We start from the raw sequence: 14,806 nt of genomic DNA, 5'->3' as shown, positions 1-14,806 counted from the left end.
CCCATGGCTTCCAGTGTCAGTTTTGGGCAAACTTACGGTTTGTATCGACTGCCCATGCCAGTGACAGCATCAGAATGATGACGATGATCATGTTGAAGAAAAAGCGATCATAGGGCATCGGAAAGTAAACAAACTTGCCGAGAATTCCGATGACCATGGCAAAGACGATACCATTCAATCGAGGAATATCGGCTTTAATGCCGGCTTTCGCCATCGCTGCCCAAGCGACCAGTGCCAGCAACAGCATGGAAGGCCAGCTTTCGAGATAAAGCGCCAGAATGATCCCACGAATATAGGCTTTGACGAGCAGAACGATCGAAAAATCTGGTTTAAATCCAGTCATGGAACTCTGCATCTCGATGCAGGTGAAATAAAGATGCGCCCACCAGCCGGGATGTCCGGCGGCTTTTTCCATCATCAGGCCTGCCGCGATGCAGGCCGCAAAGGCGATCAGCAGTGGAAGTTTACGCCAGCCGAACAGAACTGCTGTGATCAGCAGAGCAAAGATCATGATGATGTTGTCTGGACGGATTGTGAAAGATAGCACGAGCAGCAAGGCACCCAGCCAATCGCGCTCGCGCAGAATGGCGAAAATGGCGGCGAAGGAAAGCGCTGCCATGGCGATGTCCGGAAAGACCGCTGATGTTATTGGGCCATAACCGGCCAGTAAAAGCGCGGGTCCAACCAGGAGCCCGGCCTGAAGCGCATTATAGCTGCCGAGCAGCCAAAGTATCAGCAGTCCGGTAGCGAACGCTGCTGAGATGCTGATGAGGTGGCCGCCACGGACCAGCCCTGTATAGGGTTCCAGCCAGCGCAGAAGCTGAATATAGCCCGCTTTGACGCGGTACATGACGAGCTGCGATTTGAAATTATCGGGGCTTGCCCACTGGGCGCTTCGATAGTCTCCACCATATTTCAGCGCTTGCAACTCGCCTTCTGATGTTACTTCTGCGATTTGCCGCCATGTTTCCGTATGCAGTTGGGTCGCATCGGGATAGCGGTTTTCGAGCGCTGTTGCGATATAAGGGATCATGTCCCAGTTATGGTCGGGTTTTACGACTGAGTAGATGATGGCAGCTGCCATAGCAGCGATAATGGCTAGGGCGCCTGCAATTTTGGATAGTTTGTGAACGTCTTCAGTTGACCAAAAACCTGCCTGCAACTGCAGGAGCCTGTCGATCAATCGCTCATTGGTATGCATGCCCCGAGGCCCCCACGCCTATGCTCAGTCTTGCTTTTTTAGCAGACGTGGAAGCTTTTTCCAGTGCGCGTGTGAAGCTTAAATCGCTTCGCCCTGTAAAAGACGTGGTGTATCCCCCGAAAGACCCGCTGCCTGCTTGATGAAGAAGGACTTGAGGCTTGGAACGCGGTCAACAAGACCCAGTCCAATGTCGCGAATGGTGCGGACTGCCGGATTGTCGTTGGAGAACAGTTTTGTCAGTACGTCGGTTGTGACACCCATCTGCACCGTGTCGAACCGGCGCCATGCCTGATAGCGTTCCAGTGCTGCGAAAGAGCCGATGTCGAGGCCAAGGCGATCAGTTTCGACGATAACTTCGGCAATGGCTGCCGCATCACGGAAACCGAGATTGAGGCCCTGACCGGCAATCGGGTGGATGCGGTGGGCTGCATCACCCACAAGTGCAAAGCGTGGCTTTACGAATTCGCGGGCCAGTGTGAGGCCAAGCGGAAAGGCGCGGCGCGGACCCTCGACCGTCAGCGCGCCAAGGCGATGACCGAAACGCTGCTCAAGTTCGGTCTCAAAGATGAAATCGTCTTCGCGGATCAGGCGCTCGGCATCGGCTGTGCGTTCCGTCCAGACGAGCGAGCTGCGATTGCCCTTCAGTGGAAGGATGGCAAATGGACCTGCGGGCAGGAAATGCTCATCGGCACGACCACCATGTGGGCGCTCATGGGCGACGTTGCAGACGATGCCCGACTGGTCGTAATCCCAGTTGACCGTCTTGATGCCAGCGATGTCGCGCAGGCGTGATTTTGCGCCGTCTGCGGCAATCAGCAGGCGGGTGATGAGTGTTTCACCATTGGCCAGCTTCACGGCAACCGATTCAGGATTGGTTTCAAAATTCTCGACGCTCATGCCTTCGATGAAGGTGATGCCGAGTGCATCTGCTTGTCTGTGAAGGGCGGTGTTGAGCACACGGTTTTCAACCATATGGGCAAAAGGCTCGCCCGGATTCACGTCGCCAGAGAATGTTAGGAAGACAGGTCGTACCGGATCGGAGGTGCGGGAATCGGTAACGACCATTTCTGTGATGGGCTGAGCGTCGGTAACGATTTCCTGCCAACAGCCGAGCTTGTCGAGCATACGCGAAGCAGCTGCTGCAATGGAGGATGCACGCGGGTCGTTCTTCCATGCGCCTGCCGGTGCGCCGTCGATGACGGTAACCGAAAGATGCGGAGCTGCCGATTTGACCGCAACGGCGGTAACGAGGCCGACATAGCCGCCGCCTGCGATTACCAGATCGTTCTTGCCCGTGGTTCCCTGCTTGCTTGCGGCAGACATCGCTTCTTCCTTTCGGATATTCAGATCACCCTTCGGTGAAGCATATGAGGCTTCGACTTGACAGTTTCTGTCGTGCAGGCACAAACAGTTCACCGAGAATATAGTTCCTATATAGGATTGCAGGAGACAGGCTGTCCATGTCCGATGATAAAAAGACCAGTGCATTTGAAGGTAAGCAGACCGCTGCCATGCAGCAGCTTCTGACGACACTTGATCTTGAAACGCTCGAAATGGATCTTTTCCGCGGCAATAGTCCGCAGGTGGGCTGGCAGCGCGTTTTTGGCGGGCAGGTGATCGGGCAGGCGCTGATTGCGGCCCAGCGCACGGTTGATGCGGATCGGCATGTTCATTCGCTGCATGGCTATTTTGTACGTCCGGGTGATCCGGCCATTCCGATCATCTATGAAGTTGATCGTATTCGTGATGGTTCGAGCTTCAACACGCGCCGCGTTTTGGCAAAGCAGCACGGCAAGGCGATCTTCACGCTGTCAGCGTCGTTCCAGATTGATGAAACGGGGCTTGATCATCAGATCGATATGCCTGAAGGCCTGCCGATGCCCGAGCAGCTTGTCGGCGATCATGATCTCAAGGAAGAATATCTGCATCTGGCACCGGCGGGCGTGCGCAAATACTGGGAGCAGGAGCGCCCCATCGAGATCAAGCCAGTATCTCTCAAACATTATTTCTCGCGCGAGAAACTGGCTCCAAGTCAGCATGTCTGGGTGCGGGCGCGCGGTATCGTGCCGGATGATCGCGCACTTCAGGCGGCCATTCTCGCCTATCTGTCGGATATGACCTTGCTCGATACATCTCTGCATCCGCATGGGCGCACGATTTTTGACCGAGATCTGCAGGTGGCAAGTCTTGATCATGCGATGTGGTTCCATCGCCCGTGCGGGCTCGATGACTGGCTCCTTTACACCCAGGATACGCCAAGCGCGTCCAGTGCGCGCGGGTTTAACCGCGGTGCGCTCTATACGCGTGAAGGGCTTCTGATTGCCTCGGTTGCGCAGGAAGGGCTTATCCGTGTGCATGAAAAAGACAAGTGATGATATTTTAATCATCATAAAAGTACGCGATTAAATTTTATGCATATGTCGATTGCGTAAAATGGGCTTCAATCGCAAAAGCTGAATCCGATGAATCACTTAAAGCGGTTTTTCCCTCTCCGGGAAAAGCCGTTTATTATTTTTACGGCAAGATTTTTCTCGGGCTGGACTGCACATTCCGTTTGTTAAAAAGCCCGGATTTTGGGCGGAAATGCCGTTTCTATCCTTTGATTTCACTTTACGCATGAATGCCAAATATCAGAAAAATTGGATCCTCTTCGTTCCATCGCGCCCAACTGGCACGATTTTTGTTTCTGTAGCTTTGAACCGGTCTTTTCAGCGCAGACGCGTTTGAAGCCGCCATTCGACGGAGATACTCGATGCTCATAACTGGAAGATTCAAGCAAACGGCTCTCGCCACTCTGCCTGCACTGCTCGCTCTGGCTGGAACAGCTTTTGCACAGGATGCAGCTGCACCAACCCCGACCCTTGATACTGGCGATACCGCCTGGATGCTGACTTCAACCGCACTTGTGTTGATGATGACCATTCCGGGGCTTGCGCTGTTCTATGGTGGCATGGTGCGCAAGAAGAACGTGCTTTCCACCGTCATGCAGAGCTTCGCAATTACCTGCCTGATGTCGGTATTGTGGATGTTCTTCGGCTATTCGCTTGCTTTTACCGATGGCGGTTCGATGAACGCCTTTATCGGTGGTTTCGATAAGGCATTCCTTGCTGGCGTAACGATGGATTCGCTCACCGGCACCATCCCTGAATACCTCTTCATCGTGTTCCAGATGACCTTTGCGGTTATCACGCCTGCGCTGATTGCGGGTTCGTTTGCAGAGCGCATGAAGTTCTCCTCCATGCTGGTCTTCATGGTTCTGTGGCTCTTCATCGTCTATGTGCCGGTTGCGCATTGGGTATGGGGCGGCGGCTTCCTCGGCTCTGACGGCGTTCTCGACTTCGCTGGCGGTACGGTCGTTCACATCAATGCCGGTGTCGCAGGTCTTGTTGCAGCACTGATCATCGGTAAGCGTGACGGTTATGGCCAGACCAACATGGCGCCGCACAACCTTGTTCTCTCGGTTATCGGCGCAGCCCTTCTGTGGGTGGGTTGGTTCGGCTTCAACGCAGGTTCTGCTGCCGGTGCAAATTCGCTCGCCGCTGTCGCCATGCTCAACACGCAGGTTGCGACCGCTGGTGCGGCTCTTGCCTGGATGTTTGCTGAGTGGGCAATCGCGGGTAAGCCAAGCGTTCTCGGCATTATTTCGGGCGCGGTAGCTGGTCTGGTTGCTGTTACCCCTGCGGCAGGCTTCGTCAATCCGACGGGCGCGCTGATCATCGGTATCGTCGCAGGCCTTATCTGCTATGTGGCAGCGGTTAAGCTCAAGCACGCACTTGGTTATGACGACTCGCTCGATGCGTTCGGCGTACACGGCGTTGGCGGCTTTGTTGGCGCGATCCTGACGGGCTTTTTTGCCGATGTTGCGATCAACGCTGCGGGCGAAGGTGCAACCATGGGCAAGCAGTTCTTCGGTGCAGCCGTTACCATTGTCTACACAGCAGTCGCGACCGCGATTATTCTCTACGTAATCAAGGCCATCATGGGTCTGCGTCCAAGCAAGCAGGCCGAAATGGAAGGCCTCGATATCGCTTTGCACGGCGAGTCTGTTCAGTAGAACAGGGTTGTCTCAACAAGGGGAAAGGCGCGGGAAACCGCGCCTTTTTTCATTTCTCCACATAAGAAGTCGCATGGTTAATGAGGAATTAACCATCGCAAGGCTAGGATCACCCCGATTCATTGCGCCCGAGGCTTCACAAGCCGCAGGGCACCAAAACATGGTTCGGGACAGGCTTTATGCGGCAAGGATATTCGCCCTCATACCCGCTGCGTGACGAGCGGATTTCGGAAGACAGGCTGAGATTGGCCAATATCTTCCGCAGGCAATTTTATATCCTGTTTGGTCTGGGATTGCTTGCGCTTACGGGTGCTGCGGTGGGGGCTCTGGCGACATGGAATGTTGCAGACCCAAGCCTCAGCCATGCAACAGACAACCCTGTTACCAATGCGCTTGGCTATCCGGGCGCGGTATTCTCCGACATCGCCATGCAGTTCTTTGGCCTTGCAAGCGTTCCAGTTCTGCTTCCGCTGGTCATCTGGTCACTGCTGCTGATGACGCGTGGCGGTATCAGTCGCATTGCCAAGCGCAGTTTTGCCTGGCTTGGCGCAGCGCTGCTGTTCGCAGCCATTGCAAGCTGCTTTGCGGTGCCGGAAAGCTGGCCAATGCCAATTGGCCTTGGCGGTGTCTTCGGTGACATGATGCTGCGCATCCCAGGTATTTTCATCGGCGCATTCCCACAAGGTGCGATAGCATCCGGCATTGCGCTGGTGCTTGCCTTTCCAGCCCTTTGGCTCTGCCTTTTTGCAAGTGGCATTATTGGTCGCCGCGAAGTGTTGGCCGACACGCCTGCTGCGCGCGGTGCTGCGGAAGACGACTTCGAAGACGACGATAATGACGACGAAACGGCATCGGGCGGCATTTCGCAATTCGTCGGTGCTATGACGCATACAATGCTCAGTGCAACCGCCACTTTCAGGCGCCTTACAGGCATCAAGCGTCGTAAGCCGCGTGAAGACGAGTTCGGTGATATGCGCAGCGTGCGTCGTACTGCTGAAACGCGCAACGGTCCTCGCCATGATCCGGGATTTGGTTCTGCTCCGTCGCAAGAGCCGCCGTTTGAAATGGATGACGGTTTCGATAATGACGGCGATGGTGCGCCGCTGGCAGGTCAGGAATGGCACGATGCACCGCCACAGCGCGCCAAGGCACGCGTTGGCGAACGTGCGCCTTCACCTAAGAGTGGCGCACGCATCCAGCGCGAAGCACAGGCGTCGTTCCTCAAGGAAGGCGGCGCATTTGAAATGCCGTCGCTGCATTATCTGGCTGAGCCCAAGCTCGTACAGCGCGATGCGTCGCTGTCCAAGGATGCGCTTGAACAGAATGCGCGTCTGCTTGAAGGCGTGCTGGAAGATTTCGGTGTGCGCGGCGAGATCATCAATGTGAAGCCGGGTCCGGTTGTCACTCTGTACGAACTTGAACCGGCTCCGGGTATCAAATCATCTCGCGTAATTGGTCTGGCGGATGATATCGCCCGCTCGATGAGCGCGATAGCAGCCCGTGTTGCCGTTGTTCCGGGTCGCAATGTCATCGGTATCGAATTGCCGAACCAGAAGCGCGAAATGGTTTATCTGCGCGAGATGCTGGCAAGCCGTGACTTTGAACAGTCAAAGGCAAAGCTTGCGCTGGCGCTGGGTAAGACAATCAACGGTGAACCGGTGATTGCCGATATTGCGAAGATGCCGCATGTGTTGGTGGCTGGTACAACCGGCTCGGGTAAGTCGGTGGCGATCAACACCATGATCCTGTCGCTGGTCTATCGTATGACGCCGCAGGAATGCCGTCTGATTATGATCGATCCAAAGATGCTGGAACTCTCCATCTATGACGGTATTCCGCATCTTCTGACGCCGGTTGTGACAGACCCGAAAAAGGCTGTCGTCGCGCTCAAATGGACCGTGCGTGAGATGGAAGACCGCTATCGCAAGATGTCCAAGGTTGGCGTCCGCAATATTGACGGCTTCAACCAGCGCGTCGGTCAGGCCCAGAAAAAGGGTGAGCAGATCGCCCGTACCGTTCAGACCGGCTTCGATCGTAATACCGGTGAAGCGATCTACGAAACCGAGCAGCTTGATCTCGAACCAATGCCATATATCGTCGTGATCATCGACGAAATGGCCGATTTGATGATGGTGGCTGGTAAAGATATTGAAGGCACGGTGCAGCGTCTGGCGCAGATGGCGCGTGCCGCAGGCATCCACGTCATCATGGCAACACAGCGCCCATCTGTCGATGTTATCACGGGTACGATCAAGGCCAACTTCCCGACCCGCATTTCCTTCCAGGTTACGTCCAAGATTGACAGCCGCACTATCCTTGGCGAGCAGGGCGCCGAGCAGCTGCTTGGTCAGGGTGATATGCTGTTTATGGCCGGTGGCGGTCGCATTCAGCGCGTGCATGGTCCATTCGTGGGCGATGACGAAGTAGAGCGTATTGTTCAGCACCTGAAGCTTCAGGGCGTGCCGGAATATCTCGACGCGATCACCGAAGACGAGGAAGAGGATGAAGGCGGCGGTCCGGCTGGAACGTCTAACCTTGAAAATTCCGACGATCCTTATGATCAGGCTGTGGCTGTGGTGCTGCGCGACAAGAAGGCTTCGACTTCCTATATCCAGCGTCGTTTGGGCATTGGCTATAACCGTGCTGCTTCGATCATCGAACGCATGGAAGACGAAGGTATCGTTGGACCTGCCAATCATGCCGGCAAGCGCGAAATACTGGTGCCGACAGGCGACGACGATTTCTAGCCGAGAATTCGTGAGCTTGAGTTGCCACACTTTGAGTTGCCACACTGGCGCCCAACTGCCGATCTACCTTGAGAGAATGATGAAAAGAGAGAGTTTGCCGATGATGTTCTCCCGCATTTCCGCATTTGCGAAAGCCAGCCGTTTCGCGGCCTTCCTCGGATTGGGAGCATTGATTCTTGGTTCTGTTGCGCCGGTGTTCACTCCCGTTGTGGCTCAGGCGCAGGGCGCGGGAAATGCCGCGGCCGCTCAGCAGATTGCAGATCATTTCTCTTCTGTTCGCACCATGACCGGTGAGTTCGTTCAGTTTGGCCCGAAGGGCGACCAGACAGGCGGCACTTTCTATATCGAACGTCCGGGCAAAATCCGTTTCAATTACAACAACTCGCCGGTACGCGTGATTTCGGATGGCAATCAGGTTGTCATCAACAATCGTAAGCTCGATACCTGGGATATGTATGCGCTGGGCACTACGCCGCTGAAGCTGCTTCTTTCCGATAAGATTGACCTTGGCGGTGGCCGTCTTCAGAGCGTCAAACAGGACCCGGATATGACCACATTGGTCATTGGTGACAAAAAAGTGTTCGGCAGCTCCAAGATTACGCTGATGTTCGAGCCAAAGACCTATGAACTGAAGCAGTGGACGATCACCGATGCGCAAGGCCTTGATACAACGGTGATGATCTTCAATTTGCGCACCGGTGTGCGCTTTACCGACGATATGTTCAAGATCGACTATCAGCGCATCGCGATGAAGCGCAAAGGCCAGTAATTCTCTGTTTTATTGCTGCCCTACATTTGCATTTGTCGGATAAATGGTTAGGTTCGCGGCCATCTTTTGGTGACCGCGAGTCTTATTCCCATGACCTTTTCTGTTGCTACCTGGAACATCAATTCTGTTCGTCTGCGCATGCCGCTGGTCGAGCAGTTTTTAAGCGACTATCAGCCGGATGTTCTCTGTCTTCAGGAAACCAAATGTCCCGACGATCAGTTCCCTTCCAAGGGCTTTCGCGCACTTGGCTATGAGCATATCGCGATCAGTGGTCAAAAGGGCTATCACGGCGTTGCGACCATCTCGAAACGTCCACTGAGCGATGTGGAGAAGATCGGCTTTTGCGAGATGGGGGATTGCCGTCACTTAAGTGCAGTCGTCGCAGCGGGTGGCAAAAAGCTCCGTATCCATAATTTCTATGTGCCTGCCGGTGGTGATGAGCCAGACCCGGAAATTAATCCAAAATTCGCCCATAAGCTTGGTTTCCTTGAGGAAATGCGGGCTATTGTGGCTGACAGGCAGGATGGTAATTCATCCATCCTCGTTGGCGATCTCAACATCGCGCCGCTTGAGAACGATGTCTGGTCGCATAAGCAATTGTTGAAAATCGTCAGCCACACGCCGATTGAAACCACCACGCTTGAAGACTTGCGCGTGAAAGGTGGGTGGAGCGATCTGATGCGTCAGGTCATTCCGGCTGTCCAGAAAATCTATACATGGTGGAGCTATCGCGCCAAGGATTGGGATGCAGCGGATCGTGGTCGCCGCCTCGATCACATCTGGGGTTCGGCTGATCTGGAAGCGCATATGCAGGGACTACAGATCCTGCGTGAAGCACGCGGTTGGGATCGCCCATCCGATCACGTACCAGTGATTGCGACATTCGATCTGGATTAATCGAACACTCAAGCCTATATAGAGCGAAGTTCAGAAGAGGAGAAAAGAGCAATGGATCGTACAGCACTGTTTCAGATGACCAGTGTTTTCAACGTTTCCGGGGCTCTTCATGTCTTCTCTTCTCACTCTTCAGGATATTTCCTGCGTCACGGCTGATGGCCGTACTCTCTTTTCAGGCATCAATTTCAGCGTAACCGAAGGTCGCATCGGCCTTGTCGGGCGTAATGGTATTGGCAAATCCACGCTTTTGAAAATCATGAGCGGTGATTTGTTACCATCCAGTGGAACCGTCACGCGCAGCAGCCGGATTGGTATGCTTGCGCAGAATGTCGGTGGTGACGCTCAGCAGACACTCGCCGATTTGTTCGACGCGCGTGATGCCTTTGAAATGCTTGAGCGGATCGAAGCGGGTGCGGGCACTGACGTTGATTTCGAACAGGCGGATTGGCTGTTGCCTCAGCGTTTCGATGAAGCTTTGCTGTCGTTCGGGCTTTCGCTTTCGCCACAAACCCGGCTATCCGAGTTGAGTGGCGGGCAGCAGACGCGAGCAGCGCTTGCAGCACTGCTGTTTCAGAAGCCCGATCTTATTTTGCTGGATGAACCGACCAATAATCTTGATCGCGATGGCCGTCAGGCTGTTGCCGATATGCTTGCGAATTGGCAGGGGGCTGCTGTTGTCGTCAGCCATGATCGCGAATTGTTGCGGTCAATGGATGCGATAGCCGAGCTCTCGCAAGGCGCGTTGGCGCTCTATGGCGGCAATTGGGATTTCTACCACGAGCGGAAAGAACTGGAGCGGGAAGGGGCAGCGCGCGATCTCGAACTGGCTCAGCGCGATGTGAAGCAGGTTAGGCTCAAGGCGCAGGAAGCTGCCGAACGGCAAGCAAAAAGTGATGCGCGCGGGCGCAAATCCCGTGCAGATGCGGGTATGAGCAAGTTGTTGCTCGATGCGCGTGCCGACAAGGCGCAGAAGACCGGTGGTCGCGGAGAGCTACTTGCTGAGCGCAATGCTGAACGCGCACAAAGCCAGTTGCGGGAAGCAGAAGCAAAAGTCGAACGTATCAAGAAAATGCGTTTCCACGTTGATGCATCGCTTTCGCCTTCTGGACGTGTGGTGCTTGAAATGTTCGATGTTTTTGGTGGGCCGGTGCCAGAAAACCCAGTCATCCGCGACTTCTCACTCAGAATCGTCGGGCCAGAGCGTATCGTCATTCGCGGCGCAAACGGAGCTGGAAAAACCTCGCTGCTACGGTTGATTGCTGGCGATTTGCAGCCGGCTTCAGGCGAGATCAGACGATTTGTGCCGGTTGCCATGTTCGATCAGCAGATGAGCTTGATGGACCGCTGTACAACGCTTTACGAGAACTTCCGCAGACTGAATAAAGGGGCGAGCGATAACGATGCCCATGCAGCACTTGCGCGTTTTTCATTTCGCGGCGAGGGCGCCTCGCGTCTTGCAGGGAGCTTGAGTGGTGGCGAACTGCTGCGCGCTGCACTGGCCTGCATTCTTGGCGGAACGCTGAAGCCTGAATTGCTGATCCTTGATGAGCCGACCAACCATCTCGACATCGATTCAATCGAAGCTTTGGAAACAGCCCTGAGTGACTATGAAGGTGGTCTGCTGCTGGTCAGCCACGATCAGGCGTTTCTGGATGCCATCGGTATCGAGCGGGTCATTGAATTATAGGTTTTAGTCGTTGCCATTAAGCTGTGGCGCGACTTTTTCGATGTCGGCAATCAGCTGCAGCAGGTTTTTGCTGATATGGGCATGCAGCGATGCTGCGGCTTCCGGATATTCTTCCAGAATGCGCCGGAAGATTGCACGGCTGATGCGGATGACTTCGGTCTCTTCTTCGGCCAGGGCACCTGTCAGGCGGGTGGTCTGCGCAATCAGCGCCATTTCGCCCAGCATCGCGCCGGGGCCGACGGGGCGGATCGCAATCCGCCCTTCGTCTGCATCATGAAACAAGGTGATGTTGCCAGATACGACGATATAGCCGCAATCGGCACTCTGGCCCTCGCGGAACAGTTCACGACCGGCACGCAGAACAAGGCGTTCTGCGCCAAAGGCGAGCAGACGCAACTGTTCGGGTGTGAAAGACTCGAACAGGCCTACTGAGCCGAGAATGCGAATATCGTCATCGAGCGCCATAGCTTGTCATTACACCCGCATCAGGCGCTGTCCATCATGGGACAAGTTTGTATCCCCCGCTTTCTGTAACCAGAAGCGATGCGTTGGACGGATCCTTCTCAATTTTCTGGCGCAGACGGTAGACATGGGTTTCCAGCGTGTGTGTCGTGACGCCGGAATTATAGCCCCAGACTTCCTCAAGCAGCACATCGCGGCCAATGACCTTGTCGCCGGCGCGATAGAGATACTTGATGATGGCTGCTTCCTTTTCGGTCAGGCGAATCTTGCTGCCCTTCTCATCGAGAAGCAGCTTCTGGCCTGGCTTGAAGGTGTAAGGACCAACGATGAATGTCGCGTCTTCGCTCTGCTCATGCTGGCGCAACTGCGCGCGGATGCGGGCAAGCAGAACCGCGAACTTGAACGGCTTGGTGACGTAATCATTCGCACCCGATTCGAGACCGAGAATCGTGTCCGATTCGGTGTCGTGACCGGTAAGCATGATGATCGGAGCCTTGAAGCCGCCCTTGCGCAGAAGCTTTACCGCTTCGCGACCGTCCATGTCCGGCAGGCCAACATCCATAATCAGCAGATCGACAATGCCATTTCGGGCCGTCTGGATGCCCTTGGTAGCGTTGTCTTCCTGAAGAATCTGGAATTCTTCGCACAGCTCCAGCTGTTCGACGAGGATGGAGCGGAGATCTTCGTCATCGTCCACAATCAGTATTGTACGACCTGTCATGCCTGTCCTCGTTACTCTTTGATTCAAATAGTGGTTCGTGTTTTATGACATTTAATGGCGATAAGTTGAAGCCGTGAAAAAAGAGAGCAAATTTTCAGGCGATCACCCAAACTTTATCAGCAGGCGGAAAACGGAGGCAGGGCTTGACCAGAAATCAAAAAAGCCGCGGCATTGGCATTATCGATGTACGGGCAAAGCCCGGCCATAAAACGCGCGGCCTGCTTGCTGCTGGCAATTTGGTATTGGAATGTGCGCTTGGCAAGGGGGGAATCAGCGCTTTCAAGCGCGAAGGCGACGGTGCCACGCCGCTTTCTTCCATGCGGCTGCTCTATGGCTATCGTCGTGGCGATGGCGGACAATGGCCGGTATCGCCCTTGCCGCTCCGCCGGGTGCGCAAGCTAGATGGCTGGTGCGATGCGCCAAAAGACGCCAATTACAATCGTCCGGTCAATCTGCCGTTTAAGCCAAGTCACGAGAAGATGTGGCGCAATGACGATGTTTATGATGCCTGTATCGTCATGGACTGGAATATCAGCCCGCGCAAACGAGGTTGCGGCAGTGCGATCTTCTTCCATCTTGCCCGTCCGGCTTATACGCCGACCGAGGGCTGTATAGCATTGAAGCGCGCCGATATGGCGCGCCTCCTGCCTCATTTGACGAATAGGACCGTGATCCGCGTATTGCGGTAATTAGAGCGCTATGCGCTCTAATTTTTTTGATACGCACTGCCTACGCAAAACCGCTTCACACTTTTGCTGGAGGTGCTTTTAATGAGCACCTGCCGGGACGATTTTCACTTCATTGCCCTCCGCATCGTAGAGTTTGCCGTTCTGGACATAATCGCCATCATGCAGTTCTGCGATCTGATGGTGGCGAATGATGCGTTCCGTACCCTCAGCAAACACCGACATCTGGTTTGAGTTACCAGCTTTGAACTCGTTGAACATGAGGTTGAGCACGATTGCCATCAAAGCAGCAGAGCTGATGCCTGAATGAAAGATGGTCTCAAACCATGCCGGGAAGTGATGGTAGAATTCTGGTGCGGCAATCGGAATCATGCCGAAACCGATGGAAGTCGCCACGATGATCAGATTGATATTGTTCTGATAGTCGACCTTTGACAGCGTGCGGATACCGCTTGCGGCAACCGTTCCAAACAAAACGATGCCAGCGCCGCCAAGTACGGCTGGCGGAACGCAGGCAATCACGCGCCCCATCACCGGCAGCAGGCCGAGCGTGATGAGAATAAGCCCGCCAGTCGCAACCACATAACGGCTTTTCACACCCGTCACCGCTACAAGGCCCACATTCTGTGCAAAGGCGCTCTGTGTGAATGAGCCGACGACGGGTGCGAGAATGCTCGATGCCATATCGGCACGTAAGCCATCGCCCAGACGGCGGGAATTGACCTTGGTTTCCAGAATTTCACCAACCGCCAGAATATCGGCGGAGGTTTCCACCAGCGTGACGACAATCACGATGAACATCGAAAGTGTTGCTGCAATACTGAAAATCGGCCAGCCGAAATGGAAGACTTCGGGCAGTGCCATAACCGGACCTTCTGCAACACGCGAGAAGTCCGTCATGCCGAGAAGCCATGCGATCCCCGTTCCGATCACCATTGCAAGCAGGATGGACAGACGCGAGATGGTGGCATTGCCAATCTTGCTCAACAGCAGAACGATCGCCAGCGTCAGCCCGGCCAAACCGATATTGGACATGCTGCCAAAATCAGGTGCATTGCTGTTACCACCCATGGCCCAGCGTGCTGCAACAGGCATCAAAGTGAGACCGATGATGGTAATTACGATACCGGTCACAAGGGGCGGAAAAAAACGCGTCACGCGCGAAAAGATCGGTGTGATGAGAAAGCCTATAAGGGCTGCTGCCATCACCGCTCCGAGTACGACCTGAATGCCCGCCTCGCCGGTTTCTGCTGATGTTACAATGGCAACCATCGTGGCCACACCGGCGAATGATACGCCCTGCACCAGTGGAAGCTGGCAGCCGAAAAAAGGAATACCGATTGTTTGCAGTACAGTTGCTACGCCGCCTGCAAAAAGCGAGGCGGTAATCAGCAGGCCGATTTCGCTCGGGCTGAGGCCTGCCGCCTGACCGATGATAAGTGGGACGGCTACAATGCCGCCATACATGGTCAGAACATGCTGAAATCCATAAGCCAGATTGGCTGTAATGGATAGTTTTTCGTCTTCGGGACGTGGACTAGCCACGATCCCGGTTGGGTGTGTATTCACGTTTATCCCTCCC

At 54.8% G+C, this 14,806-nt stretch carries 12 protein-coding genes; 7 read left to right on the top strand and 5 right to left on the bottom strand.

Translation table 11 applies throughout. The features are described 5' to 3' along the window. Window positions 1-16: 16 nt before the first annotated feature. Entirely contained in the window at window positions 17-1,201 is a 1,185-nt protein-coding gene (locus CEV34_RS06215) for a hypothetical protein (protein ID WP_007872171.1), read from the bottom strand. 78 nt (window positions 1,202-1,279) lie between these two features. Further along, window positions 1,280-2,524 (bottom strand): ubiquinone biosynthesis hydroxylase, encoded by a 1,245-nt coding sequence (locus CEV34_RS06210; RefSeq protein ID WP_007872170.1) that lies wholly within the window; start codon window positions 2,522-2,524, stop codon window positions 1,280-1,282. 137 nt (window positions 2,525-2,661) lie between these two features. On the opposite strand from CEV34_RS06210, the gene tesB reads away from it, so the two are divergent. The 6 genes from tesB to CEV34_RS06180 all read left to right on the top strand — a co-directional run bounded on the left by tesB (window position 2,662) and on the right by CEV34_RS06180 (window position 11,355). Beyond that, entirely contained in the window at window positions 2,662-3,573 is a 912-nt protein-coding gene (tesB, locus tag CEV34_RS06205) for an acyl-CoA thioesterase II (protein ID WP_007872169.1), read from the top strand. A gap of 380 nt (window positions 3,574-3,953) precedes the next feature. Continuing rightward, on the top strand, window positions 3,954-5,255 hold the full coding sequence (locus tag CEV34_RS06200) for an ammonium transporter (RefSeq protein ID WP_007872167.1): 1,302 nt from the start codon (window positions 3,954-3,956) through the stop codon (window positions 5,253-5,255). 179 nt (window positions 5,256-5,434) lie between these two features. Continuing rightward, window positions 5,435-8,002 (top strand): DNA translocase FtsK, encoded by a 2,568-nt coding sequence (locus tag CEV34_RS06195; RefSeq protein ID WP_007872165.1) that lies wholly within the window; start codon window positions 5,435-5,437, stop codon window positions 8,000-8,002. Window positions 8,003-8,102: 100 nt separating this feature from the next. Continuing rightward, on the top strand, window positions 8,103-8,771 hold the full coding sequence (locus CEV34_RS06190; protein WP_171380015.1) for an outer membrane lipoprotein carrier protein LolA: 669 nt from the start codon (window positions 8,103-8,105) through the stop codon (window positions 8,769-8,771). Window positions 8,772-8,861: 90 nt separating this feature from the next. Next, window positions 8,862-9,668, top strand: coding sequence for an exodeoxyribonuclease III (locus tag CEV34_RS06185; protein WP_007872160.1), 807 nt, complete (start codon window positions 8,862-8,864; stop codon window positions 9,666-9,668). 109 nt (window positions 9,669-9,777) lie between these two features. Further along, entirely contained in the window at window positions 9,778-11,355 is a 1,578-nt protein-coding gene (locus CEV34_RS06180; RefSeq protein ID WP_007872158.1) for an ABC-F family ATP-binding cassette domain-containing protein, read from the top strand. 3 nt (window positions 11,356-11,358) lie between these two features. On the opposite strand, the gene CEV34_RS06175 is transcribed toward CEV34_RS06180, so the two are convergent. Together CEV34_RS06175 and CEV34_RS06170 are read right to left on the bottom strand one after the other, a co-directional pair. Continuing rightward, window positions 11,359-11,820, bottom strand: a complete 462-nt coding sequence (locus CEV34_RS06175; protein ID WP_007872156.1) for a cyclic nucleotide-binding domain-containing protein — start codon at window positions 11,818-11,820, stop codon at window positions 11,359-11,361. A gap of 34 nt (window positions 11,821-11,854) precedes the next feature. Further along, complete coding sequence (locus tag CEV34_RS06170) at window positions 11,855-12,538, bottom strand: response regulator transcription factor (RefSeq protein ID WP_007872155.1); 684 nt, start codon at window positions 12,536-12,538, stop codon at window positions 11,855-11,857. Window positions 12,539-12,681: 143 nt separating this feature from the next. Here CEV34_RS06170 and CEV34_RS06165 point away from each other — a divergent pair, with 143 nt between their 5' ends. Continuing rightward, window positions 12,682-13,227 (top strand): L,D-transpeptidase family protein, encoded by a 546-nt coding sequence (locus CEV34_RS06165; protein WP_007872153.1) that lies wholly within the window; start codon window positions 12,682-12,684, stop codon window positions 13,225-13,227. A 78-nt stretch (window positions 13,228-13,305) separates the two neighbouring features. Here CEV34_RS06165 and CEV34_RS06160 read toward each other — a convergent pair whose 3' ends face one another. Then, the gene (locus CEV34_RS06160; RefSeq protein ID WP_007872151.1) at window positions 13,306-14,793 is read right to left on the bottom strand and encodes a nucleobase:cation symporter-2 family protein; all 1,488 of its coding nucleotides are present in this window, start codon (window positions 14,791-14,793) and stop codon (window positions 13,306-13,308) included. Between the last annotated feature and the right edge of the window lie 13 nt (window positions 14,794-14,806).

This window comes from Brucella pseudogrignonensis, from assembly GCF_002252525.1.
In the GTDB taxonomy this organism is placed as follows: Bacteria; Pseudomonadota; Alphaproteobacteria; order Rhizobiales; family Rhizobiaceae; genus Brucella; species Brucella pseudogrignonensis.
The sequence above is the reverse complement of the archived record's forward strand: the minus strand, read 5'-3'. Positions and strand labels throughout refer to the sequence as shown.